The 24,639-nt window shown below is 66.1% G+C and carries 18 protein-coding genes; 8 read left to right on the plus strand and 10 right to left on the minus strand.

The features are described from left to right. Positions 1-188: 188 nt before the first annotated feature. The 3 genes from OXG83_14525 to OXG83_14535 are packed head-to-tail and all read right to left on the minus strand — an operon-like array spanning position 189 to position 5,537. Complete coding sequence (locus OXG83_14525) at positions 189-1,931, minus strand: PQQ-binding-like beta-propeller repeat protein (GenBank protein ID MCY3966248.1); 1,743 nt, start codon at positions 1,929-1,931, stop codon at positions 189-191. 52 nt (positions 1,932-1,983) lie between these two features. Next, complete coding sequence (locus OXG83_14530; protein ID MCY3966249.1) at positions 1,984-2,937, minus strand: sugar phosphate isomerase/epimerase; 954 nt, start codon at positions 2,935-2,937, stop codon at positions 1,984-1,986. Positions 2,938-2,951: 14 nt separating this feature from the next. Next, complete coding sequence (locus OXG83_14535) at positions 2,952-5,537, minus strand: DUF3604 domain-containing protein (protein ID MCY3966250.1); 2,586 nt, start codon at positions 5,535-5,537, stop codon at positions 2,952-2,954. Positions 5,538-5,605: 68 nt separating this feature from the next. Between OXG83_14535 and OXG83_14540 the strand changes: the two genes are divergently transcribed. The 3 genes from OXG83_14540 to OXG83_14550 all read left to right on the plus strand — a co-directional run bounded on the left by OXG83_14540 (position 5,606) and on the right by OXG83_14550 (position 11,151). Then, complete coding sequence (locus OXG83_14540) at positions 5,606-6,682, plus strand: hypothetical protein (protein ID MCY3966251.1); 1,077 nt, start codon at positions 5,606-5,608, stop codon at positions 6,680-6,682. A 206-nt stretch (positions 6,683-6,888) separates the two neighbouring features. Continuing rightward, complete coding sequence (locus tag OXG83_14545) at positions 6,889-9,576, plus strand: TonB-dependent receptor (GenBank protein MCY3966252.1); 2,688 nt, start codon at positions 6,889-6,891, stop codon at positions 9,574-9,576. Positions 9,577-9,756: 180 nt separating this feature from the next. Then, positions 9,757-11,151, plus strand: a complete 1,395-nt coding sequence (locus OXG83_14550; GenBank protein MCY3966253.1) for a sulfatase — start codon at positions 9,757-9,759, stop codon at positions 11,149-11,151. Positions 11,152-11,320: 169 nt separating this feature from the next. Here OXG83_14550 and OXG83_14555 read toward each other — a convergent pair whose 3' ends face one another. After that, positions 11,321-12,268, minus strand: a complete 948-nt coding sequence (locus OXG83_14555; GenBank protein MCY3966254.1) for a formylglycine-generating enzyme family protein — start codon at positions 12,266-12,268, stop codon at positions 11,321-11,323. Positions 12,269-12,293: 25 nt separating this feature from the next. Continuing rightward, positions 12,294-13,733, minus strand: coding sequence for a sulfatase-like hydrolase/transferase (locus OXG83_14560; GenBank protein MCY3966255.1), 1,440 nt, complete (start codon positions 13,731-13,733; stop codon positions 12,294-12,296). A 37-nt stretch (positions 13,734-13,770) separates the two neighbouring features. Here OXG83_14560 and OXG83_14565 point away from each other — a divergent pair, with 37 nt between their 5' ends. Then, entirely contained in the window at positions 13,771-15,255 is a 1,485-nt protein-coding gene (locus OXG83_14565) for a sulfatase (GenBank protein MCY3966256.1), read from the plus strand. A gap of 1 nt (position 15,256) precedes the next feature. Here the strand turns inward: OXG83_14565 and OXG83_14570 are convergent, their stop codons facing one another. Continuing rightward, on the minus strand, positions 15,257-16,186 hold the full coding sequence (locus OXG83_14570; GenBank protein ID MCY3966257.1) for a phytanoyl-CoA dioxygenase family protein: 930 nt from the start codon (positions 16,184-16,186) through the stop codon (positions 15,257-15,259). Positions 16,187-16,230: 44 nt separating this feature from the next. Between OXG83_14570 and OXG83_14575 the strand changes: the two genes are divergently transcribed. After that, a complete protein-coding gene (locus OXG83_14575; protein ID MCY3966258.1) occupies positions 16,231-17,676 on the plus strand; it encodes a sulfatase in 1,446 nt (481 codons plus the stop codon). Continuing rightward, a complete protein-coding gene (locus OXG83_14580) occupies positions 17,673-19,163 on the plus strand; it encodes a sulfatase (protein ID MCY3966259.1) in 1,491 nt (496 codons plus the stop codon). The genes OXG83_14575 and OXG83_14580 overlap by 4 nt, the downstream gene beginning before the upstream one ends. Before the next feature lie 139 nt (positions 19,164-19,302). Here the strand turns inward: OXG83_14580 and OXG83_14585 are convergent, their stop codons facing one another. Together OXG83_14585 and OXG83_14590 are read right to left on the minus strand one after the other, a co-directional pair. Continuing rightward, positions 19,303-20,646 (minus strand): PQQ-binding-like beta-propeller repeat protein, encoded by a 1,344-nt coding sequence (locus tag OXG83_14585; protein MCY3966260.1) that lies wholly within the window; start codon positions 20,644-20,646, stop codon positions 19,303-19,305. A gap of 10 nt (positions 20,647-20,656) precedes the next feature. Beyond that, entirely contained in the window at positions 20,657-21,589 is a 933-nt protein-coding gene (locus OXG83_14590) for an MBL fold metallo-hydrolase (GenBank protein MCY3966261.1), read from the minus strand. Between the two features lie 64 nt (positions 21,590-21,653). On the opposite strand from OXG83_14590, the gene OXG83_14595 reads away from it, so the two are divergent. Beyond that, the gene (locus tag OXG83_14595) at positions 21,654-22,847 is read left to right on the plus strand and encodes a VOC family protein (GenBank protein ID MCY3966262.1); all 1,194 of its coding nucleotides are present in this window, start codon (positions 21,654-21,656) and stop codon (positions 22,845-22,847) included. A 25-nt stretch (positions 22,848-22,872) separates the two neighbouring features. On the opposite strand, the gene OXG83_14600 is transcribed toward OXG83_14595, so the two are convergent. Both OXG83_14600 and OXG83_14605 read right to left on the minus strand, forming a co-directional pair. After that, a complete protein-coding gene (locus OXG83_14600; GenBank protein MCY3966263.1) occupies positions 22,873-23,205 on the minus strand; it encodes a type II toxin-antitoxin system PemK/MazF family toxin in 333 nt (110 codons plus the stop codon). Next, positions 23,205-23,462: an antitoxin gene (locus OXG83_14605; GenBank protein ID MCY3966264.1), complete on the minus strand. Its 258-nt coding sequence runs from the start codon at positions 23,460-23,462 to the stop codon at positions 23,205-23,207. The genes OXG83_14600 and OXG83_14605 overlap by 1 nt, the downstream gene beginning before the upstream one ends. 97 nt (positions 23,463-23,559) lie before the next feature. On the opposite strand from OXG83_14605, the gene OXG83_14610 reads away from it, so the two are divergent. Continuing rightward, positions 23,560-24,627, plus strand: coding sequence for a cyclase family protein (locus OXG83_14610; GenBank protein ID MCY3966265.1), 1,068 nt, complete (start codon positions 23,560-23,562; stop codon positions 24,625-24,627). Positions 24,628-24,639: the final 12 nt, after the last annotated feature.

Below are 24,639 nucleotides of genomic sequence, written 5' to 3' on the forward strand. Positions count from 1 at the left end.
CGCGCCGTCCTGCTGCGCGACCACATCGGCCACCTGATCAGCGAATCGCTCGGAAATGCAGAGTCCGATGTCTTGCGCGAGGGCGGGCGTCTGCACACAGAACCCGAGTGCAACAAGGCAGAGGCCTACGGACCTCACGGTCGGAAACACGTTCATCGTTGCTCTCCTCCTCATTGTTGCTCTCCTCCTCATTGACCCCCTGCGCCTTGTTGGGCAGACACTCTGCGCTCAGGCAGAGCGAAGACGAAGAGGGTGTTGCTCGAGCTCGGGCGCAGCTCGGGGGTGAGCGGCGAGCCAAGCGCCGCCGACCCAGGGCCGGTCGAAGCGACGACATACTGCCGTCCGTCGACCCCATAGCTGATCGGAAAGCCGGAGACCGCCGAGCCGAGATTGATCTCCCACAGGACGTCGCCGGTTTCCTGGTCCAGAGCCTTGAAACGCCCGTTCGCATCGCCCACGAAGACCAGTCCGCCGCCGCTCGCGAACAGCGCCTGGGTTCCGGCCCGCTGCTCGTGAGTCCAGACGATCTTTCCGGTCTTCACCGAAACGGCGTAGACGCTACCCAGTTGGTCGGTGCCGGGGGCGATCTGGTCATCCACGTTCAGAGCGTAGAGGGCGAGACGTTCCTCCAGGCTGGCGGTCATCTGCGCGCAGGTGTTGCGCAGGGGGAAGAACATGTTGCCGGTCAGCGGGCTGTAGGCGCCGGCCTGCCAATCCCTGCCGCCGAAGTAGCTCGGACAGACGAGGATGGTCTGGCCGAGCTCGGTGAACACCGTCTCGACGTTCTCGGTCACCTCTCCGGTGGCGCCGTCGATGTCGCTGATCACGTTCTGCGTCACGGTGGGAGTGGCCCAGAGAAACTCTCCGGTCTCGCGGTCGAGGGTGTAGACCACGCCGGTCTTGCCTGGAATCCCGGTCGTCACCTTGCGCACTTCTCCCGGCTCGAGACGGGGGTTGATCCACGGCACCTCGCTCGGGTCGGGCGCGACCGCCGTGTCGACCAGGATGCGTTCGAAGGGATGGTCGAGATCCCAGTGGTCGATGAGATGCTGGTAGTACCAGGCGATCTCGCCGGTGGCCACCTCGAGCGCCAGGGTGGAGTTGTGGTAGAGGTGCCTGTTCTTCGCGCCGCCGAGGAGGAACTTCGGCGCCGGCGAGGTCACCGACGTTCCGATGTAGAGGAGCTCGAGGGCGGGATCGTAGCTCGGCACCATCCAGGTGCCGACGTGCCTGCGATCCGCGAAGGGCACCCCACCCCAGCTCTCGTCTCCCGGCTCGCCGGGCGCGGGAATCGTGCGCCGGCGCCACAGTTCTCTGCCGGTGTGCGGATCGTGGGCGGTGACGACACACGCCTCAGGCCCGGCGAGTCGCCGGCAACTGCGCCCGGAGATCACCTTGCCGTCGGCGATGATGGGACCGGAACCCTGGATCGCCGGATGCGTCCGGTAGTCGAGGATCTCCGTGTCCCAGACCAACTCGCCCGTCGTCGCGTCGAGGGCGAAGATGTGCTCGTCGTAACTGGTATCGATGATCAACCTGTCGTAGATGGCCAGATTGCGGTTGTTGGCGCCGAGGCTGCCGACGTAGCTGGCAACGTCGTCGGGAAGGTCGCGGCGATGCTCCCAGATCAGGTCGCCGCTCACCGCATCGATCGCCTGAATGACGTCCTTCGGGTTGGGCAGGTAGATCACTCCGTCGTAGACCAGCGGAGTCCCCTGCTGGCGACCCTCGCTCATCCCGCGTGACCAGACGAGGCGCAGCTCGTTCACATTCTGGCGGTCGATCTGGTCGAGCGGGCTGTAGCCCCAGCCGTCCAGGGTCCGGCGCCACATGAGCCAGTCGTCATCGCTGGGGTCCTGCAGCATCTCGTCGGTGACGGCGATGAACTCGTCCGCCGCCCGGACCTGGGCGGTGACGGACAAGAACCCCACCAGGAGGAGCGAAACTGTGGCTAACTTGCTGGCCTGTCCAGCACCGCGCTGACTACAGCCGGATGTCCAGGACATCGTTGAGGTATTGGACGTTGTGGTCCACGTAGTCGGCCACGCTTCCTTCCTCTGGGCGTGGTCTGCCGTAGTCGAGGCTCACCCAGCCACTGAACTTCTTTTCCCGAAGGATCTTCGTGAACGCCACGAAATCCACACCGCCCGCACCCATCCTCTTGTAGAGGCCGACCCGGCGGTGCTCCTCGCGAGAAGGTGAGGGACCCTGGTACCCGTGGTACTTCGCCGGTATGTCCTTGAAGTGGATGGCCGCTACGCGGTCATAGTGCTCGCTGAGGAACTTGACCGGGTCCATACCGGCAAGTGTCAGATGCGCCGTATCCGCGGTCAGGTAGACGTATCGCGGGTCCGTCAGCTCCAGGACGCGATCGACCTCCTCCTGCCGTTCAAAGGGTGACCAGAGGTGAGGGTGAGGGGCCAGCCTGACTCCAACCTCGGCGGTGCGCTTGCCCAGCTCGTTCAGGGCCTTCGCCATCGTCCGCAGTTGCTCGTCGCCGATCGTCCCTCCCTCACGTTGGGGACCCACGTTGATCTTGAAATGCGAACAACCGAAGTGGGCAAGGAAATCACGCGCAAACGTGGCGTGTGCGGCGATCGTCTCCTCCACCTTGGAAGGATCGGTGAAGTTGTCGGCCATCGATGCGCCGCCATTGGAGCATGTCGCCATGCGAATGCCGGCCGCATCCAGCAGCTCCGTGAGGGCCTGCGGCCGGTCGACGTACTTGACGATGCTGCCCATGTAGGGCTCGATGCCCTCGAAGCCCAGGCGACCGCACTCGCGTATCGCTTCCTCAACGCTGTCGGGCCAGATGTTTCCAACGTGGGCGACGCGGAACGTTCTCCCCGAGTCTGGGCGAGCAAGCACCCTTCCCGGTGCGGAGTGGAGAACCGTCGCCGCCAGGCCCGAGGCCAGGAACTCTCTTCGGTTCATCATGTTGGCGCCTCCCCTTAGTCGGAATCGCCGGCGGGGCTCTCGCCCACCCAAAAGGGGCTCGACCACGCCATCGCGCCGTCAACCTGGCGCACCCGCACATAGTAGTAGTCGCCGGCCTGCGGATTGTCAAGATCCGCGTATCGAAAGTCCTGATCGAAGTCGCCCTGGTCGCTGACCACCTGGACCGAGAGGGCATCGGTGTGATCCAGCACTCGAAGCTCCCGTCGGTCGACCTGACCGCCGAGGCTTCCGAGCCGAAAGGCCTCGACCCGGGCGGGAATCCGCTGCGGCTCGCGCTGGTCGCTTCCCGTTCCGCGCAACTCCTGCGTCGACTCCATGTCCACGATCACGCGCGTGTCGGCGTCGGCGGCGCGCAGCCGAAGCAGAATCGCCGTACTGCGCCCTCGGGTGAGCATTCTGAACCGGATCTCGTTTCCCGTCCGCTCCGTGGCGTAGGAACCCGGATGGCGGAACCAGGGGTCCCGGTGACCGATGACCTCCGCGCCCTCGACGCGAATGACGCCTAGCCACGGCCGACCGCCCCGAGGGCCCCGGCGCTCGCCCACGACCTCTGTCGACGCCTCGAAGCTCACCTGCACGACCGCGGCGCTCGTCACATCAGCTTCGAGGTACCGCCGCGAATACACGATGCGGCCGTTCTTGACCACATCGATGGCGTCGATCGGAGCCGTGCCGTACACCCGGCATTCCAGCTCTCTCCGGTTCGTGGCGGGTTGCTCCTGTCCCATGGGGACTCCATTGAGCCACGCGTCAAGGACGATGCGTTCGCCGGTGGTCGCATACGTCGCCCGACTGCGCAGCGCGTTGAAGATCGCTTCACCCGTGTTCTCCGCCGCCAGGACCGCGGCGAGCCCCCCCAGTTGCGTACCCGAAGACTGTCCGGGCCCGCCCATGAAGCCGTAGCCCGGATGGCCGGTGTGGTTGTCCGACGCGCCGACGAACCCGATCCGGAACCCGTTCTGCAGGTACCGGTTTCCGAACCAGTCGAATGTGCCGTGGCTGGACTGGATCTCGACCAGCTTCTGCATCTCGGCGTCGCTGCGGGTCCAGTCGCCCGGCTGGTGGGCGTGCGGAATGATCAGCACGTCGTCACTCCGGTTCGCCGCTCGCAGTTCCGCGTAGAGCTCGTCGAGCAGAGGCTTTTCCTGCGTGCCGACGCGTCGTCGTCCAGGCACGTCGCGGAAGAAGACGTTGTGGTGTCCGCCGTCGGCCATCTGATTCGTCCACTCGAACCCGAGAATCGGCGTGAATCGCCCTGGCGCGCGGTATTCCTCGGCAAGCTCCTGCAGCGTCCGCCATTCGCCGTCGTCGAGCCAGCGGTCGTGCTCGGACAATGTGAGAAAGTCGAGCCGGGCCGCGTCACGCCCGAAGCGGAAGTAGCCTTCGGCGGAACCCTGTCCCTCCGCCATCCCGGTGTGACCGTGCGTCTCTCCCCAGTAGATGCGCCGAGCCGGATTCCTCTCGACGAGGACGGGGTTGCTGACCCCCTGCAAGGTCCCGTCGGCGGTGCGCACCGCGAACCGATGGACGCCCTCGGAGCGGATGGCGACGTTCTCGATCTGCATCAGCGCTTCCGACTCGGCCGAGAGTGTCCGGAAGGGCTCGCCGTCCAGCAGCACCTCCAGTTCGCCCGGACCGGCTGACGCAACGTTGCGAAAGCGGTCCTCGGCGCGAATCGTCAGGGTGAATTCCTCGCCCGGTTTGACCACCGACGGCACAATCGCGTTAAGAGAGCTCGCTCTCTCCTCTCCGACGACCTCGAACGACGGCCAGTCGGGCCAGAGGAGCACGCCGTCTCCGTCCAGATCCACCAGGAACGGAAGGGGGACTTCGTCGTTGGACCATTCCTGCAGCTTCATGCCCGGCCCGCCGCCGGATCGATCCCCGTACGTCACGGTCACCGTGTCGTCCTCTTGCAGCGCGACGCCGCTTAGACGGAATCCGATCGAGGTTCCGGTGAGTCCAACCGGGTAGGGCGTCCAGGGCTCGACGGCGGAGAACCGGGCGTTCGGATTCGAAGAGCGGACGGTGACGAAGTCGGCGTCCGTGGCGCGCGTGGACAAGGCGCCGTTCCGCCGCCCCTTGCCAAGGATCAGCCCGCCGCCTTCGGCGATCGGCCGGTCCCCGACGGTGTAGGTCTGCGTGACCGTGGCGTACCCTCCCGCTGAAAAGGGCCCCTCGGAAGAGATCGTCAGGCTGCCCAAGGCTCCAGGGGCCTCGTCCAGGACCTGGAGTTGCCGGACCATGTAGCCGATGAGATCCGAAACGCGGTCGACCGGGATGGGTTGACCGGCACGCCCACGCAAGGCCGGGTTCAGGTAGGACGCGTTCTGAGGGAAGTCATCAGGGATGCGGCCGCGCTCTCGCGCGTATGCGTTCCCCCATTCCCAGAGAGTCCGGAACCTGGAGGTCAGTTCGTCGATGTCGCCGGTCGGAACAGAGGCCTCTTCCACCAGCGCGTCCACTCGGGCGCGTAGCTCTTGCGACAGGTAGTCGCCCGAGCCGCGCCGATCCTGAGCCGCTACGACCCCGGCAAGAAGAGCCAGAACGGTGATGGACGCGACGCGAACGAATCTCATGAGCGCTGACTGCTCCGATAGGGTACTAGCTGAAAGCCAGCCAACTCCGCCCATCTGGAGGATCTCAGATGAGCCACCAAGCCGAGACCAGGATCGCCCCGCTCCTCGTGGTCGTCGTGGCCGCGGTTGGGGTCGCCTCCGCGAGCGAGATCCCTCGAACCGCCAGCGGCAAGCCCGATCTGTCGGGGAACTACGACATCGGCACCCTGACGCCGCTGCAGAGGAGTCCCGAATTCGGAAACCGCCTCTTTCTCACCCCCGCCGAGGCCGAAGAGATCAGACGGAGCGCGGCCGAGAGAACGGCTCAGCGCTCTCGCCCCAGCGATCCGAATCGCCCACCCCCGCCTTTCACCGGCCGGCTAGGCGGCTACAACGAGTTCTTTCATGATCGCGGCACCGAGGCGGTTGCGGTCCACGGCAAGTACCGCACATCGCTCCTTACCGATCCGCCCGACGGCCGCCTTCCACCCCTCACCGAGAGGGGGCGCGAGCGTCGCGAGGGCCTCTACGTACGTCGGAGTCTGGCGGACAGGAACGCGAGCCCCGCCTGGTGGCGCGATCTCCAGGCCGGCCCCTACGACGGGCCTGAGTCACTGTCGATCGCCGATCGCTGCATCTTCACGCTCGAGGCAACGATCCCGGTGCTGCCGAAGAACTACAACAACCTCAAGACGATCGTGCAGACCGAGAATCACGTGATGATCCTCATCGAGTGGATGCACGAAGCGCGCGTCATTCGACTCAGCCCTTCGCGGGCCGAAGCCAGGCATCTGCCGCCGGAGATTCGCTCACGCAGCGGCGATTCGGTCGGCTGGTGGGAGGGTGACACGCTGGTCGTAGAGACGACCAACTTCCTGGAGGAGAACTGGGGGACGGTCACCCTCTTCGGCGAGCCCTCCCCCCCGCACGATCAGCACGTCGTCGAGCGCTTCTCTCTCACCGACGAGAACACTCTTCTCTACGAATTCACCGTGAAGAGCGGTGACTGGGAGACGCCCTACAGCGGCGAGTACACCTGGCCCGCCACGAACGACAAGCTGTACGAGTTCGCCTGCCACGAAGCCAACTACTCGATGGGCAACACTCTCCGCGGCGCCCGCTTCCAGGAGAGGGAGGTCGCGGCGCAGACGAGAGCCAGCCGGTAGCGTCCGCAGCCTGGCTGCGGGCCAGAATCCGCGCGGGGTCTGGCCCGACTCTCCAACAAGGATTGAAGATCAAACAGGATTGGCGCTACACTGCTAGTTGCGCGGGGCCTCTGACAGCGCCCGCGGAGACCGAGGAGGAGAGACAGACCAAGGAGGGACCAGCCCTGACCACCAGCACTTCCAGGACCTGCATCTGGATTCTCGCCGTGAGCCTGTGTGCTCCGTTGCCGCTATGGGCCGACGGCCCGCAGACGGGGACGATCGACGGCCGCGTTCTCGACGCCGAGGGGGAGGGCCTGCCCGGGGCCACGGTGACCCTCGAGGGTCCTCAGAGAACGACGACCACCATCTCCGATGCCGAGGGGCGCTATCGCTTCGCGCTGCTGCAGGCGGGTGACTTCACCGTCAGCGCCGTGCTCGAGGGGCTGGGAACGGCCGAGCTTGCGACAACGCTCAATCCGGGTGAGCGCCGGGGAGTCGACCTGACCCTGCAAGGGGGCACCGTGGAAGAGATCACGGTCCTCGGCGAGGCGCCGCTGGTGTCGAAGTACGAGACCGGCGCGATCAGCGCCCTCAAGTCGGAAGTGGTCGAGAACGCCGCCTTCGCCACCCGCGCCTACAATGCCACCATCCGCGCGCTGCCGGGAGTGGTGAACATCGGTCAGTTCGACACTTCTCCCGCGATCAACGGCGGCATTCAGAACGAGACGCAGGTCCTGGTCGATGGCGTGGACACCTCGAACACCAGGCGGCTTGGGGAGGCGCGCCTGATCATGCCGGCGTCGGCGTTGTCGGAGACCAGTGTCGAATCGATGGGCTTCGGCGCCGAGTACGGCCGGGCCTCCGGCGGCATCATCAACTCGACCGTCAAAACCGGCACCAACGAGTTTCACGGCGATGCTCTCTACGTCGGCCAGAATCCGAAGTGGAGAGCGGTGAACCAGTTCGGGCTGGAGCGGCCGGACGAGCAGATCCCCAGCTACGAGGCGTCGCTGGGCGGGCCCATTTTCCGCGAAAAGGCGTGGTTCTTCGCCGCTCACGCCGAGCTGAGCGACAACCTGCTGGACCAACTGGCGAGCGGCGAAATAGCCGACATCAGTCGCACATCGGTGCCGCGCATCCTCAAGCTCAACTACCAGCCCAACGATCGGCACCAGTTGGCGGGGACGTGGATCGATTCGCGCGGCGAGGGCATCGCGGCACCTTTTCGCACCGGTGACCTCAGAGCCATCACGAACCGTCCCCTCTACGCCAACGTACTGACTGCGAGCTGGAGCTTCGCCGCGACGAGCTCGACCTTCATCGAGGTCAAGGTGTCCGAGCGCAAGGATCTCTTCCCTCGCACTCTCAAGTACCCCAAGGATCCGGACGACCTCTGCCCCGAATGCTCCGACAATCCGGTCGACAACAACTTCCGCTACCGCGATCTGGCGCATGCTCGCGCCGCTCGCTTCAATGGCGTGACGAGCGGGAACGGAATCGGCTTCAACGACTTCCCTCGCGACACGGCCCATGGCTCGGCGACTCTTTTCAAGGGGCGCAACGAGATCAAGTTCGGCATCGACATCCAGGACATCGCGTTCACCAACTACGGCAACGTGGGCAAGGAGTATCGAGGCCGGAACTTCTGTCTTGAGTGCCCCGGAGGCTACGTGACACCGCAGCGCGTGCGGATCTTCCAGGAGTCCCTGCCGTCCCACAGCGAGGGTGTCGAGAGCTCGGCCTATGTGCAGGACCGGCTCGACGTCGGTGATCGCTGGAGCCTCCACATGGGCGTGCGCTACGACGCCGAGACAATCGACAACGACGTCAGCACGCGGGTCCACGATTCCGACAACCTGGCGCCGCGTCTGACGGTGGTCTACGACGTCAATGCCGACGGCACGCTGCTGGTTCGCGGCAGCGTCGGACGCTACTACCAGAACATCGGCCTGGACTTCGCCTTTCGCGAGTTCAGTGTGCTACCCACCGGGCAGCAGAGCTTCGACGAGTACAACTGGAATCCCGCCACCCAGCGCTACGACCGCTTCCGCCTGAGCAGGAGGCCGGCGGGCGAGACCCAGACCCTGCAGCCGGTCGACCACCCGTACAAGGATCAGGTTGCGTTGGGCGTGGACTGGCAGATCTCGAGCAACTGGGTCTTCAAGTCGAACGTGGTGATGCACGAGACCAAGGACATCTTCTTTGGCAACGACCAGTTCACCGCTGACGGCATGGACGTCGTGCGCGTGGTGCGCAACTGGCCCGGCGCCTTCCGCGAATACGAAGCCCTCAGTCTCGAGCTCAATCGCAGATTCCGCAACGGTTGGGCGCTTCGCTCCAACCTGACCATCGGCGAGGCCACAGGAAACGCGGCAAACGCAAACTCCGCCAACAACCTCTTCGAGGGCCTCGGCGGTATCGAGCTGCCGAATCAAGAGGTGCAGGACGCGGGTATCCCACCTGGCGGAACCGACGTCACCACCAGATTCCGGGATGGGCGGCTGAGTCACGATGTCGATCGGATGAACATCGTCGCCATGAAACGCCTGGATTTCGGCAATCACGCCCTGACACTGGGTGGCTTCCTGGCAACGACCACCGGCAGGTACTTCGGCCGGTCTGCTTCCACTACCGTTGCGCATCCGGTGACCGGTGTCGAGATCGACACCGTGACATTCACCACGCCGCGGGACGGCCAGCAGTTGGGGGACATCTTTACTCTCGACCTGTCGGCCATGTGGTCTTTCCCGATTCGTGGCCAATGGGAAGGGCAGCTCGGCTTCGAGGTCGCCAACGTCACCGACGAGCAGAAGGTGCTCGAGATCGATACGAATACCCTCGAGCCCATCAACTCGCTCGCGGCCTGGCAGTTGCCGCGCGAGCTTCGAGTCAAGGTGGGGTTCCGCTTCTGAGCGCGTCGAGGGACAGTGGGCTTCGTTGAGATTCCCAGACACCGGCGGCCCAGCCGCCGGTGTCTTTCTTTTGGACAAGTGCTTTCTCGACGAGAAGTGCTCAAGCGCCTGGGGCTCGGCGCCCTGGCCGCGGGCTGTGCAGGCGGTGAAGAGCCGCGTCCTGGAGGCCCGAACGTCCTCATGATCTCGATCGACGACCTGAACGACTGGATCGGCGTCCTCGACGGTCACCCGCAGACGCTCACGCCGAACATCGACGCGCTCGCCGGGCGCGGCGTCACCTTCCGGCGAGCCTACTGCCAGGCGCCCGTCTGCAACCCCTCCCGGGCGAGTCTGATGACCGGCAGGCGCCCGACGACATCGGGGTGTTATCGCAACGGAGACGTCTGGCGCGACGCCATGCCGCGGGCCGTGACTCTGCCGCAGCACTTCATGCAGCACGGCTACGAAGCGATCGGCGGGGGCAAGACGTTTCACCAATCGCAGAATGACGCCGCGTCGTGGCACTACTACAACAGCTTCCGTGGCTTTCTGTGGGCCCCCGGCTACCCCGTGAGCGGGCTCGACCGCCTCAACCTCGACTGGGGCGCCCTCGACGTCGACGACGAAGAGACGACCGATACCCAGCTCGCCAACTGGGCGGCTGAGTACCTGTCGAGAGATCACTCCAGGCCGTTCTTCCTCGCCTGCGGTTTCTATCGCCCGCACCTGCCGTTCTACGCGCCAAGGAAGTACTTCGACAAGTTCCCCGAGGCCGAGATCGAGCTGCCGCCCTATCTCGAGAACGACCTCGACGACGTGCCTGAGTCCGCGCCCTCGGAACTCGGATTGGGCCACCACGAACTGGTGACGGCGGCCGGGCAGTGGAAGCGCGCCGTGGCGGCCTATCTGGCGTGCATCAACTACGCCGACGCGAACGTGGGGCGCGTGCTGAAGGCGCTCGACGAAGGGCCGCACGCCGAGAACACGGTCATCGTCCTGTGGACCGACCACGGCTGGCAGCTCGGCGAGAAGAACCACTGGAGCAAGTTCACACTATGGGAGCGCTCCTGCCGGGTGCCGATCATCTTCGCCGGCCCCGGGGTCGAGGCCAGGGGAGAATTCTGCGACCGGACCGCCGAGCTGCTGGACATCTACCCCACCCTGGCGGATCTCGCCGGGCTGCCCGAACGCGAGGAGCTGGACGGCGAGAGCCTGCGGCCGCTGCTCGAGGATCCCGAAGCGGAGCGGGATCGCCCCGCGATCACCTCCGAGGCGCCGGACAGGAGCTCGATTCGCACCGAGCGCTGGCGCTACACCACTTATCCCGACGGTGAAGAGCTCTACGACCACGACCACGATCCGAACGAGTGGCGCAATCTGGCGAACGTCCCCGAGCACGCCGGCACGAAGCAGCGGCTGCGGGCCATGCTGCCGCGGAACCCTTCCCGCAAGAAGGTGCTGCAGGTCGTCGACCTGCCCGAGGAGCAGCGTCGCTTCACCGAACTCCTGCCGGGTCGCCTCGACAGGCTCCCGGGTCGCTCCCAAAGGGCAGGCGCGGCGAACGACGTCGGGCTCGAACCCGCGCCGCCCTAGCGCGGCAGGAAACTGGGTGCGCCGGCCTAACATCCGACCGCCCGAAGACGGGCGCTCGGACTGTGACGCGGCTGGCGCGAGGACGCGCCAGCCGGGTTCTGGCCGGCATTCGGCGCACCGCGCCGGCTTCTGGACTCCTGCCGCGCCGCCCTAGCGCGGCTTGCCTGGTCTAGCCGACGTCGGCGGCGCAGCGAAAGCCCATGTGTCCCGCCGCGCTGTCGGGCGTGTTGTGGGTGCGGGCCGACAGGCGGTAGCGACTGCAGTAGGAGACATGGCAGAGGTACGACCCGCCCCGGGTGACGCGTGCCGTGCCGGCAGCAGGACCTCGCGGATTGCGAGTGCCCGGCGCGGCGGAACTGGGGCTCCACCAGTCGGCGCACCAGTCCCAGACGTTGCCGCAGACGTTGTAGAGACCGAAGCCGTTGGGCTCGAACGCATCGACCGGGCAGGTGCCGCGATGGCCGTCGAGCCCGAGATCGCGTTTCGGAAAGCTGCCCTGCCAGACGTTGCAGCGATGCTCGCCATCGGGCTCGAGCTCGTCGCCCCAGGGCTGAGCGGTCTGCTCCACTCCTCCGCGAGCCGCGAACTCCCACTCCGCCTCGGTCGGGAGCCGGCATCCCGCCCACGCGCAGTACGCCACAGCGTCGTGATGCGACACCTGGACGACGGGATGGTCCTGACGCCGGGCGATCGACGATCCCGGTCCCTCGGGATGACGCCAGTCGGCGCCGCTGATCTTGCACCACCAGCCGGCGCCCGGCAGACGGTCCTCGATCGCCGTGCGTCGGAGCCTGCGCGACAGGCGACCCTCGAAGACGAAGGACCAGCCCAGCCGCTCGCTGTCGGTCCGGTAGCCGGTCGCGTCGACGAAGGCGGCGAAGTCGGCGTTGGAGACGGCGCAGGCGTCGATGCGGAACGGATCGACGAAGATCTCGCGGACCGGGGTCTCGCCGTCGCCCGGTATGGCATCGGCCGAGTCGGTGCCCATGAGGAACCGGCCGCCGTCGAGACGGACCATGTCGCGGCCGTTCGGTCCCGCGGTCGGCGCCGGTCCCGAGGCCGGCGCCGCGCCGCGGGCCGGCCGCTCGGAATCACGCGACGGAGCGCAGCAGGTCATGGAGCCCGCACGATTCGGAGCTCCCTCAACCAGCGTAGAGGCGCTCGGCGACGGCGGTCAGCTCCCTGACGATGCCCGAGTTGCCGGTGTCGTCGATCACGTTGTGGAACTCTCCCGGATCGGCCTCGAGGTCGTACAACTCCGAGCGCGCCCAGCTCAGGTAGTTGAGCTTCCACTTGCCGGTGCGCACCATCAGGATAGGCGGCTTGCCGACGTAGCGGTCGTCCTCCGTGAAGCTGCGATGGCAGAAGTAGTACTCCGAGTAGGCGTGCTCACGCGGCGTGTACGCCCCGCCCTGGACCAGGGACGCGAAGCTCCGGCCGTCGATCCCGGAGGAGGGGCTCCCCAGCCCGCACAGCTCCGTGAGGGTCGGGAGCAGATCGGTGTGCTCGATGAGCTGAGTGCGGGCCGTTCCGGCTTCCATCCGGTCCGGCATCCGCACGATCAGCGGCACGCTGACGCTCTGCTCGTACATGTTGTGCTTGGTCCACGTGCGGTGCGCGCCGGCCATCTCACCGTGGTCCGAGGTGTAGACGACCACCGTGTTCTTGTCGAGCCCCAGCTCGCGCAACGTGTCGAACACCCGCCCGACGTTGGCGTCCGTCTGGGAAATGTTGCCGTAGTAGCCGCGGATCGCGTCACGCAGGTCGTCGTCCTTTTGGTCGTACCAGCCACGCTGCCTGGAGCGAATCAGGTGCCCCTCGAAGCCGTCCTCCAGCTCCCGGTCCGAACGCTCCGGCAGACTGAGAGTGATTCCGTCGTACATGTCCCAGTACTGCTTCGCCGGAACCAAGGGCGTATGCGGCATGTAGAACGACGTCCACAGGCAGAAGGGGCGGTCCTTGTTCTCGCGCAGGAAGGCGACCGACTCCTCGGCGAAGAAGGTGTCGGGGAAGTACCGCTCCGGCAGGGTCGAGGCGGAGCCGCTCAGCCCGGTCGCGTACCCGCCGTCCGCGGGGTAGCCCACGTATTGATCATCTCGAAACGCCTGCTGCTCGGCCTGGGTAAGCCGTTTGTCGTGATCGGGGCGATGGAGCCTGTGGTCGAAGCCGTGCCGCCGGGTCTCGTCGACGAAGTGCATCTTGCCGATCGCGCCGGTGACGTAGCCGTGATCCTTGAAGTAGTGGGCGACCGTGCGCGCCTCGTTGGGCAGCGGGTCCCGCAGGATCCTCGCCCCGTGCCTGCAGGGGTGAAGACCGGTGACGATCGACCCGCGGGAGGGGACGCAGACGGGCGCGTTGCAGTAGGCGCGGTCGAAGCGGACGCCGTCCGAGGCGATCTCGTCGATGTGGGGCGTCTGCGCTTCGCCGCTGCCGTAGCAGCCGGTCGCGGCGGTCTGGTGCTGATCGGAGCACAGGAAAAGCAGATTCGCCCGGTTCGTCTTCGCGAAGCTGAAGGCGGCCCCCACGGCGGACCCCACCGACGCTGCGGCGACGCTCTTGACTGCCTGTCGTCGTGTGATCATGATGGTCAGAATCCTAACGCAGATGGAGAAACGGGCCATGACGACGCACCGCTTCGGGACCGCCGCCCTCGCTGTCGCCCTGGGAGCGCTGACGTCGCTTCCGGTGCAGGCAGCGGAGCCGCCGAACATCCTCTGGATCATCGTCGACGACATGTCGGCCAATCTCTCTTCCTACGGAGAGACGGCGATCGAGACGCCGCATCTCGATCGCCTGGCAAGCCGGGGAGTGCGATTCACGAATGCGTACGTCACGGCGCCGGTCTGTTCGCCCAACCGCTCGGCGTTCATTACCGGGATGTACCAGACTTCCATCGGCGCTCATCACCACAACAGCAGCCAGGGGGAGCTGAAGATCCACCTGCCTCCCGGCATCCGGCCGATCCCCGAGCTGTTCCAGGAAGCCGGCTACTACACCGCGATCACCGGCTGGCCCAACACGGATCGAGCCACCATAGGAAAGACGCACTACAACTTCGAGTGGGACCCGGCCATCTACGACGGTCCCGACTGGAGTCAGCGTCAACCCGGCCAGCCCTTCTTCGCCCAGGTTCACCTCCCCGGCGGAAAACACCGCGGCCGATCGCTCGAGTCGTTCCGGCAGATCAGCGATCGGGTCGAGAAGCTGCTGGGGAGCAGGACCGATCCCTCCATGGTGGAGCTTCCCCCGTACTACCCGAACGATCCGGTCCTGCTGGCGGACTGGGCGGCCTACCTCGACTCGGTTCGGCTGACGGACAAGTTCGTCGGCGACGTCATCGAACGGCTCGAAGACGAGGGCGACCTCGAGGACACGGTCGTTCTCTTCATGACCGACCACGGAATCAGCCATGCCAGGGGGAAGCAGTTCCTCTACGACGAAGGGCTGCACGTGCCCCTGGTCATCGCCGGACCGACGATCGAGCCCGGGCAGGTTCGCGACGACCTCGTGGAGCACATCGACATCGCGGCCCTTTCGCTCGCACTCGCCGGAATCGAGATTCCCGACCACATGCACGCGCGCGACATCCTCGCCCGGGACTACCAGAAGCGGACAGCGATCTTCGCCGCCCGCGACCGCTGCGACGAGACGGTCGACTACATCAGAGCGCTGCGGACGACGCGCTTCAAGTACATCCGCAACTTCCTGCCCAACCGCCCCCATCTGCAACCCAACCTCTACAAGGACGGAAAGAGCATTGTCATCGCGCTGCGGGAGGCTCATGCTGCCGGGACGTTGAACGAGACGCAGCAGCTTCTCTTCGCTCCCACTCGTCCCGCGGAGGAGCTCTATGACCTGTCGGACGACCCGTTCGAAGTCCGGAACCTGGCCGGCGATCCGAAGCACCAGGCGCAACTGAAGAAACTCAGGAAGCGCATGGACGATTGGATCGAGCGCACGAACGACCATGGCGCGGAATCAGCAGCCATGTACGACAGCGAAATGGCCGCGTACTCCGCGCGCGTGAGCGCGAACCCCGAATCGGCTGCCATCCTCAGCCGCAACATCGCCCTGATGAAGCGCTGGGCGGCCGAGGGCAGGTAACTCAGTCGAACAGGCCGCTGGGCGAAGTCTTCGCGCCCGTGAAGTCCGGCCCTTCTTCACGCCAGCCGTTGAAGATCTTCTCTCCCATCAGGCGGGCAAACCGGGGCTCGTCGGCATAGCGCTCGAACACCTCGGGATACCGGGTATCGCCGCGTCGCTCCTGTGTCGAGAGGTGAGGCCGGCAGAAATAGGCTGCGAGATTGATCCGCGCGCCAGGCAACTCGCGTCGCCAGCCGCCGTGCCACGAGTTGCCATGCCAGATCGCGGCATCTCCCGGATTGAGGTCCATGGTTACGGCGCCTCGCGGCACCGTCCACTCGAGGGCGTCCAGCTCTTCCCGATCGAGCTTCTTCGCCATGATCGCCGGAACGGTCTCATTGCCCGCCATCCAGTTCTCGTGAGCCGTGGGCTGGCGCTGCTTTCGATGGCTGCCCGGGAAGAGCACCAGCGCGCCCGCTTCCCGGCTGTAGGGCGTCAGCGCGTAGTTGCAGTTGGCGACCAGGGACGTCTCGGTCATGCCGACCCGAACCCCATCGGCGTGCACCGACAAAGGCATGCCGCCGGGCCCACGAAAGTGACTCCCCATGGAAGACAACACGCAACTCTCACCAAGCAGATACGTGATCATCGCGAGCGGCTTCGGCTCCAGCAGGATCTCGGGGAAGACCGGATCCTCGAAGATCAGGTAGTGCTGATACGCCATGCCGCTGAAGTCGTCGGACGTGGCCGTGTCGGGATCGATTCTCTTGCCCGTCGTCCTTTCGACGCGCCGCAGGATGGCCGCCTTGGCGCGCTCGATCCGGTCTTCGGACAGCACGCCAGGGAGCACCGTGTACCCCTTGGTCTCGAGCTCGAGCAGGTTCTCGTTGAGACCGAGCTCCGCGATGTTTGCCAGCACGCGCTCGCGTGCCTCGTCGTCCTTGCCGGTCATATGGGCGACTCTACAACTGCTACGGTGTGAAGGAGGAGGAGCCAATGAGAGAGAAGTTCGTAGCCCTTCTGCTCGCCACTGTCGTGTCCTCCCCGGCAGTCTCGGAATCCCCCAACATCGTCATCCTGCTCGCCGACGACCTCGGCTGGACGGGGACCTCGGTGCAGATGGACGAGCGCGTCCCCGGCTCGAAGAGCGACCTCTACCGCACACCCAATCTCGAGCGCCTGGCGTCGCAGGGCATGCGTTTCTCCAACGCCTACTCTCCGGCGCCGAACTGCTCGCCGACCCGCATGTCGATTCAAACGGGGAAGACCGCTGCACGGCTCGGAGCCACCGACATCATCGACGTCGTGCCCGACGAGACCGGGCGCGCGGTGTACCAGTTCTTCTACGACGACTTCTACCGCAACAAGCCGATGCACGTGCCGCTCCCGATCTCCGATCTGGCCGATGAGGAGCTGACGATCGCAGAGTTTCTCAAGCAACAGGACTCGCGTTACGTCGCAGGCCACATCGGCAAGTGGCACATGGGCGGCGGCTCGCCGGCTCGTCATGGCTACGACGAGCACGACGGCCTCACGACGAACGCGCCCGGAAGGCAGGGCATGCCCGACCCCAAGCGCACCGGTGAGATCACCGAACGATCTCTCGCCTTTCTGGAGAAGCACGGGGCGTCTGGGCACCCTTTTCTACTGCAGATCTCCTACTACGCTGTCCACACGCCCGTCCTGGCGAAGCCGGAGACGGTTTCGCGCTATCACGGCTATTCGAGCGTCATTCACTCGAACAACACCTACGGCGCAATGACGGACGAGCTGGACCAGAGCGTCGGCAGGATCCTCGACAGGATCGAAGCTCTCGGCATCGCCGACGATACCTATGTCATCTTCACCTCCGACAACGGCGGCGAATCCGACCGCCCCGTGACCAGCAACGTGCCGCTGTCGATGGGCAAGACGCATGTGTGGGAAGGCGGCATTCGAGTACCGCTCATCGTGCGGGGTCCCGGTATCGCCGCGGGTAGCCAGAGTCACGTGCCGGCCATCGGCTACGACTTCCTGCCGACGATCGCCGAGTGGCTGGGTGCGGGAGATCGGCTTCCCGACCAGCTCGATGGCGGCAGTCTGGCCGGCGTGCTGGCAAACGAAGGAGTCGGCGAGGTCGATCGGCGTACGGAGCCTCTCATCTGGTACTACGGCGCCTATCGCAACATGAAGCACGTCACGCCTCAGACAGCGATCCGTCTCGACCAACACAAGCTGATCCGCGAGCTGGAGTCCGGGCGCGAGGTCCTCTACGACCTCGATCTGGATCTCGCGGAGACCACCGACCTCAGCCGGTTTCGTCCCGAGGTCGCCCGCCGGCTCTCCCGCTTGCTCGACGACTATCTCGCCAGCGTGGATCTCGAGCTGCCAACGCCGAATCCCGAGTACGATCCAGCCAGGGACACGGGACTGATCTCGGTTGGCGGGACCGGCTCGCCTTGAGCGGCGAGCGGCTCTCGCGACGGGAACTGCTCGGGGGCCTGGGGCTCGGCGCCCTGGCCGCGGGCTGCGCGGGCAGTCGAGAGCCGCGCGCCGCTGGCCCGAACGTCCTGATGATCTCGATCGACGATCTGAACGACTGGATCGGCATTCTCGACGGACACCCGCAGACGCTCACGCCGAACATCGACGCGCTCGCCGGGCGCGGCGTCACCTTCCGGCGGGCCTACTGCCAGACGCCCGCCTGCAACCCCTCCCGGGCGAGCCTGATGACCGGCCGGCGCCCGACCACCTCGGGCTGCTACGGCAACGGGGACGTCTGGCGCGACGCCATGCCGCTGGCCGTCACCCTGCCGCAGCACTTCATGCAGCACGGCTACGAAGCGATCGGCGGCGGCAAGACGTTTCACCAGAGCCAGAACGAGACCGCGTCGTGGCACTACTACCACAGCTTCCGCGGCTTCCTGTGGGCCTCCGGCTACCCCGTGAACGAGCTCGACCGCGGTGGCTTCGACTGGGGTTCCCTCGACGTCGACGACGAAGAGACGACCGACACCCAACTCGCCAACTGGGCGGCTGAGTACCTGTCGAGAGATCATTCCAGGCCGTTCTTCCTGGCCTGCGGCTTCTATCGCCCGCACCTGCCGTTCTACGCCCCGAAGAAGTACTTCGACAAGTTCCCCGAGGCCGAGATCGAGCTGCCGCCTTACCTCGCGAACGACCTCGACGACGTGCCGGAGTCCGCGCCCACGGAGCGCGGTCTGGAAGACCACGAGCTGGTGACGGCGACGGGGCAGTGGCGGCGCGCCGTGGCGGCCTATCTCGCGTGCATCAACTTCGCCGATGCGAACGTGGGGCGGGTGCTGAAAGCACTCGACGAGGGGCCGCACGCCGGGAACACGGTCATCGTCCTGTGGACCGACCACGGCTGGCAGCTAGGCGAGAAGAACCAGTGGCGCAAGTACACGCTCTGGGAGCGCTCCTGCCGCGTGCCGATCATCTTCGCCGGCCCCGGGATCGAGACGAAGGGAGAATTCTGCGACCGGACCGCCGAGCTGCTCGACATCTACCCCACCCTGGCGGACCTCGCCGGGCTCCCCGGGCGCGAGGACCTCGACGGCGAGAGCCTGCGGCCACTGCTCGAGAATCCCGAGGCCGTGTGGGATCACCCCGCGATCACCTCCGACGCGCCGGACAGAAGCTCGATCCGCACCGAGCGCTGGCGTTACACCACCTATCCCGACGGCGAAGAGCTCTACGACCACGACAGCGATCCGAACGAGTGGCGCAACCTGGCGAACCTCCCGGAGCACGCCGAAACGAAGCAGCGGCTACGGGCCATGCTGCCGCGGAACCCTTCGCGCAAGGAGGTGCTGCAGGTCTCCGATCAGCCCGAGGAAGAGCGCCGCCTCACCGAGCTCCTGCCGGGCCGCTCCCACCGGGCCGGCGCGGCGAACGACGTCGGGCTCGATCCGGCCCCGCCCTACTAGCGCGGCAGGAACTGGGTGCGCCGGCCTGACATCCGACCGCCCGAAGACGAGCGCTCCTGCCCCTGGGCAGGTGACAGCGGCGCTACCGCGGTGAGAGTCCCCAGGATCGCCGGGAGAAGGAGTCGAGGAGGTCGCACGGTCACTCGTAGTCTGCCTGGTTCAACGACACGGAGATCATCTCCTCGTCGTTTCTGATGTAGATGTGCTTGTTGGCGTAGGCCGGGTGAACCCAGCTCACGTAACGCAGTTCCCGCCGGTTGCCGGGTCTCGACGTGGGGGTGATGAGGTGCGTTCGGCTGATCTCTTCGTAGCCGGCAGGGCTCAGTCTGGCGATGATCAGGTCGCCGCGATCGTTGTTGATGAAGACCCGGTCGCCGTTCTGGACGAGGAACCCGGAGACCCAGCGCCGTCGTTCTCCGGTCGCTTCCTGCGTTTCCCAGAGACGCTCGCCGGTCTCGGCGTTCAGGCCGCGCAACTGGCCGTAGCTGCAGATACCGTAGATGGTCCCTCCATCGATGATCGGCGTCGCCAGCACGGCGTGCAACCCGTCGGTCTGAATCTCGCTGTTGCTCGAGCCCTTCCAGGCGACGGTGGCGCCGGGCCTGTCCTGGTCGAGCGTCAGCATCAGGGGTCCGTCGTAAAACGTTGTGAAGAACAGTTGAGACCCGACCTGCACCGGTGTCGCGACGGTCATCGCGCCGCCGACCGTGTAGGGCTGCCGCCAGTAGAACTCGCCGTTGGTCGGATCGAGGGAGACGACTTCTTCCGGGTTCCAGACGATGAGCTGACGCGCTCCGCCGGCCTCGACGATGATCGGTTGCGCGACGCCAAGGTCCGCTTCGCTGTCCAGCGCGCGCCAGAGCTCCTCACCGGTCATCTTGTCGAACGCGACGACCCGCGCGTTCTCCGGGCCGCCGACGAAGCAGATGAGCCGCGGGCCATCGACCAGCGGCGCGCTGGCGAAGCCCCAGTCGAACCCCCACTGCAAGCGGTCGACGCCGTAGTCCTCGGCGTAGTCCTTTCGCCAGAGGAGCGCGCCGGTTTCGACGTCGAACGCCGACAGGACGCCCGTGCGCCCCAGGGTGTAGACGCGGTCTCCATCGACCGTCGGGGTCGCGCCGGGGCCTGTTTCCCACTGGATCCCCGCGTAGTCGGCCTCCCATGCTTGACTCCACAGGATGCGACCGGTCGCCTCATCGAGCGCGAGCGCCCGCTCGGTTCCGCGCATGCCGTGCGTGGCTTCGAAGTCGGTGATGAAGACGCGGCCGTCGGCCACGGCGGGGCCCGCGAACCCTGCCTTGATCGGGGTCCGCCAGAGCGCCTTCAGGCCATCGGCGGGGAACTCATCCAGGATCCCGGTCTCGTGCCAGACGCCGAGGCGGCCCTTGCCTCGGAACTCCGGCCAGTCGTCGGCACGTAGCTCCGTCGCACCCACCAGGATGGATGCGACGCACGCAAGCGCGACCGTGAGTCTTCTGGCCATACGCGGCTCCCTACCTGTTCGCCAGTTCGTCATAGATCGCTTCGACGTTCGCTCTCGCGTGTTCCATGCCGTAGTCCTTGTAGCGCTCAGGCAACTCGAGGGTCGCCGCCGCTTCCTCGACGCTCAGGCCGGCTCGGAATGCTCTTTCCGCCGCCGCCAGAAAGTCGCGGTTGAAGTCGGCGTACTCCTTGAGATCGTCCCACGTCATGAACCCCGCCCAGGGACGGTTCACACCTGTCTCCCGGCGACCCCGCCCGGCGTACGTCACGGGAGGCTGGCCGTGGCCGGTGATCACGATCCTCACGCCCGGGATCCCGGCGACCGCCTTCGCCAACGTGTCGGGAAAGGCCACGCCGCTCCCGCCGTTCTGCGTATCGATGACCGGCGTCGCTTTCGAAGGAAACAGGCCTCCCAGGTACGCCACTCCCTTGGCGGGGAAGACGACGATGACATCGCCATCGGTGTGGGCCGGGCCGAAGTGGTACAGCTCGATGCGATCGATGTCCTCGAGCAGCGAGAACCGGTCGGTGAACGTCTTTGTGGGCAACCCCGCCGCGTCCGCACTCGAGTAGAGGTCCATCCGGGCCATGTTCGCCCGGGTGTTCTCGTGCGCCACGATCAAGGCGGCGGCCCCGAACTCGCCGTTGCTGCCGGCGTGATCCGGATGCGCGTGGGTGTTGATGATCGTCGTCACCGGGAGATCCGTCACCCCGTCGAGGGCGTCGCGCACCGGCTGGCCCCAGCCCGGGGGCTTCGTGTCGATCAACACCACGCCGCCGTTGATCTCATCGATGAGCGCCAGCGAGTTGGCGCCGCCGCCCGACAGGTGGTAGAGGGTGTCCATCACGCCCAGGGTGTCGATCCGGACCGTCTTCGGCTCCTGCGCCCTACCGGCCCCTGGGACTGCCGCAAGTGCCGCCAGTGACAGAGCCACGAGCCTCACGTCCCGTCTCACGCACCGTTTCATCAGCTTCCTCCCCAGGGTAGGTGTGGCAAGGTAGCAAATGATGTCCACAGACAGCTCGATGGATCGGCGCCGCTTCCTGGAAGGAGCGGTGGTGACGGCGGGCGCTTGCCTGGGAGTGGGTTCGGCGCGGGCGGCGACAGGCGCCGACATCGTGTCGCCCTCCGACTTCGCCCACCTGGCGGTGAGAGTCGGCGACCTGAAGGAGGCAGTGGCCTTCTACGACACCGTCCTTCGTTGCCGTCCCCACCACGTCGCCAGCCGGCCGGACGCGCCTTCGCGCGGCGGCGCCTGGTGCTCCTACGACATCGAGCACCATCGCGTCTCGATCTTCGGGCGAGGCGGCAAGCCCGTGCCCGAAACCGGTCTTCTCGGCTGGGACCGCTTCACCTTCAGCTACGACTCCCTCACCGAACTCGGCGCGAACTACCACGCGCTGAAGGCAGGGGGAATCGAGCCACGCGCGGCCAGACGCTACGGCGACAGCGTTTCACTCCTCTACACCGACCCCAGCGGCAATCGCATCGAGATGCTCCTCGACCGATTCGATCGAATCGAGGACCTCGAGCCCTACCTGGGGGAAGCGGCAGGTCCGGAGAAAGCCGCCGGAGTCGACTTCGATCCGGCCAGTCTGCCGGCTCCGGGCGGTGCGGCGTCCGCGGAGACCGAAACCGTCGCACCCTCCGAACTTGTCCACACCGTCATTCGCACCAGGCAACTGGAGCCCATGGTCGACTGGTACGTGCGGGCGCTCGGCTGCGAGGTCGCCGAACGCAGCGAGACGCTGGCCCTGCTCCGCTTCGACCACCGCCTTCTGCGCATCCTGCTCGTCGAAGACAGGAAGCGAGAGCGCGGCGCCGGCAACCAGGGCTACGACCACTTCGCCTTCGAGTACAGAACCATGGACGAACTCGTCGTGCGTACCTATGCCCGACTCAAAGAGAGTGGCGTCAAACCCTACTGGTGCACCAACCACGGCATGACCACCTCGATCTACTACACCGACCCCGACGGCAACAGGGTCGAGACGCAGGTGGACAACTTCCCCACGAAGGCAGAGGGGCTGGCCTACATCAGGGGCCCCGACTTCGCCCGCAACCCGGTCGGCATCGACTTCGACCCCGACGAGATGGTCGACAAGGTACGCGGCGGCGCGTCCTACGAAGAGATGCACCATCGCGTCGAAGGACCACGCACGACCCCGCCGCCGCGTCCCCAAGAGGGCGTGCACTACTAGGAGCCAGCCCAGAAACGTGCGCGCCCTAGGTCAGGATTGCAGCGAGACGCGCCAGGACCTCATCCATGGTCTGCTCGGGGACGGATTCGAGGCGTTTCCCGTTCCGGGCGGCGAGATCCAGGGTGCGCGGCTGGTCGCAACGGATCACTCCGACCGTTCGTGTACCCGCGTCGTCGAGCGAGACCGCAAAGCCGCGCTGGCGCGCGAAGTTCCCACCTGTAGTGATCGGAAGAACGACCGGCGTCCTGGTCAGCGCGTTGAAGCGCGCGGGCGACACGATCAGAACCGGTCTCGTCCCCCGCTGTTCATGCCCCGCGGTGGGATCCAGGCTGACGAGCCAGATCTCACCGCGGCGCATTACAACAGTTCATTGCCGACAGGCGAGCCATCAAGCCACGCGCGATCTCCATCGTCGACCGGAGCGGTCTCGTCGCACATCGCCAGCAACTCGTCGAGCGAGTAGCTTGGGCGGCTCCGGGGCGCAACGATCAGGCGGTCGCCCTCGACACCGATGTCCACCTTGGCCCCAACAGCCAGGTTCAGGAGATCGAGAAGCACCGGCGGTACTGCGAGCATGACCGAGCCGCCTACCTTGCGGAGATTCGTGGTGTGCATATCCGCGAGTTATACCACGATATAACCTTGGGCGGAACACGTCGCTGTTGCCCCGATGCGGCAGAATCGGCCGGGATCTCCAACAGGGAGGGAGCATATGCAGGCTACACACCTGAGGCTCGGCATCGCATGCACACTGCTGATCGGCGCTTGCGCAACCGCCCCGGAAGGCGGGACTGAGCCTGGATCTGAAACAGAAACGGCTTCGGCAGCGGAACCCGTTCCAAGCTACTCGCCCGAGTCGCGCGATCTCGCCCAGGCGGACATCGAGCGCATGATGGAGGAGCTCTCCAACTGGGGCCGCTGGGGCGACGACGACCAGCTCGGGGCGGCCAACCTGATCACCCGCGAGAAGCGCCTCGAAGCGCTGGCCCTGGCGACGGAGGGCATCTCCGTCTCACTCGCCCATCCGCTGATCATCGAGCAGGCCGTCGACGTGCCACTGCCGTTCGAGCGCGCGATCCTGGCGCTTCCCGATCCCGACGAGGAGCCCGCGTTCCGCGGCGGCGTCAGCGATCGCTACGAGATCAGCTACCACGGCTACTCGCACAGCCACATCGACGCCCTGTGTCACATCCTCTACAAGGGGAAGATGTACAACGGCTACTCGCAGGACACGGTCACCGAGGAGGGCTGCACGCGGTCTTCGATCTTCAACCTCCGGGGCGGCATCGTCACGAGGGGCATCGTGTTCGACATCCCCCGCCTGAAGGGCGTGCCGTATCTCGAGCCGGGGACGCCGATCTACACCGAAGACCTCGAAGCTTTCGAGGAGATGGCCGGGCTCCGCGTCCGTGCCGGCGACGCCGTCTTCATCCGCACCGGCCGCTGGGCACGGCGCGCCGAACTCGGACCCTGGGCCGTGTCGCAGAACGCGGCCGGCCTCCATGCCTCGACGATGCCCTGGGTTCGCTCGCGCGACATCTCCTTCATCGGCTCCGATGCCGCGCTCGACGTCGTCCCATCGCAGGTGGAGGGCGTCGACCTTCCGGTTCACACCCTCACGATCGTCGCCATGGGCATCGACATCTTCGACAACCAGGACCTCGAGGCCGTCGCCGAAACGGCGGCCGAGCTGGGTCGCTGGGAGTTTCTGCTCGTGGCGGGGCCGCTGGCCGTCGAGACCGGAACCGGCTCGCCGCTCAACGCACTGGCGATCTTTTGACCACAGGAAGGA

It is taken from the genome of Acidobacteriota bacterium, assembly GCA_026707545.1.
Taxonomy (GTDB): domain Bacteria; phylum Acidobacteriota; class Thermoanaerobaculia; order Multivoradales; family Multivoraceae; genus Multivorans.

What these genes read in the sequence shown, in the direction of transcription:
- OXG83_14535 (MCY3966250.1), bottom strand. Translation starts at nt 5,537, where the DNA reads ATGAGATTCGTTCGCGTCGCGTCCATCACCGTTCTGGCTCTTCTTGCC.
- OXG83_14610 (MCY3966265.1), top strand. Translation starts at nt 23,560, where the DNA reads ATGCAGGCTACACACCTGAGGCTCGGCATCGCATGCACACTGCTGATC.
- OXG83_14560 (MCY3966255.1), bottom strand. Translation starts at nt 13,733, where the DNA reads ATGATCACACGACGACAGGCAGTCAAGAGCGTCGCCGCAGCGTCGGTG.
- OXG83_14605 (MCY3966264.1), bottom strand. Translation starts at nt 23,462, where the DNA reads ATGCACACCACGAATCTCCGCAAGGTAGGCGGCTCGGTCATGCTCGCA.
- OXG83_14575 (MCY3966258.1), top strand. Translation starts at nt 16,231, where the DNA reads ATGAGAGAGAAGTTCGTAGCCCTTCTGCTCGCCACTGTCGTGTCCTCC.
- OXG83_14530 (MCY3966249.1), bottom strand. Translation starts at nt 2,937, where the DNA reads ATGATGAACCGAAGAGAGTTCCTGGCCTCGGGCCTGGCGGCGACGGTT.
- OXG83_14540 (MCY3966251.1), top strand. Translation starts at nt 5,606, where the DNA reads ATGAGCCACCAAGCCGAGACCAGGATCGCCCCGCTCCTCGTGGTCGTC.
- OXG83_14550 (MCY3966253.1), top strand. Translation starts at nt 9,757, where the DNA reads ATGATCTCGATCGACGACCTGAACGACTGGATCGGCGTCCTCGACGGT.
- OXG83_14570 (MCY3966257.1), bottom strand. Translation starts at nt 16,186, where the DNA reads ATGACCGGCAAGGACGACGAGGCACGCGAGCGCGTGCTGGCAAACATC.
- OXG83_14600 (MCY3966263.1), bottom strand. Translation starts at nt 23,205, where the DNA reads ATGCGCCGCGGTGAGATCTGGCTCGTCAGCCTGGATCCCACCGCGGGG.
- OXG83_14555 (MCY3966254.1), bottom strand. Translation starts at nt 12,268, where the DNA reads ATGACCTGCTGCGCTCCGTCGCGTGATTCCGAGCGGCCGGCCCGCGGC.
- OXG83_14595 (MCY3966262.1), top strand. Translation starts at nt 21,654, where the DNA reads ATGTCCACAGACAGCTCGATGGATCGGCGCCGCTTCCTGGAAGGAGCG.
- OXG83_14565 (MCY3966256.1), top strand. Translation starts at nt 13,771, where the DNA reads ATGACGACGCACCGCTTCGGGACCGCCGCCCTCGCTGTCGCCCTGGGA.
- OXG83_14585 (MCY3966260.1), bottom strand. Translation starts at nt 20,646, where the DNA reads ATGGCCAGAAGACTCACGGTCGCGCTTGCGTGCGTCGCATCCATCCTG.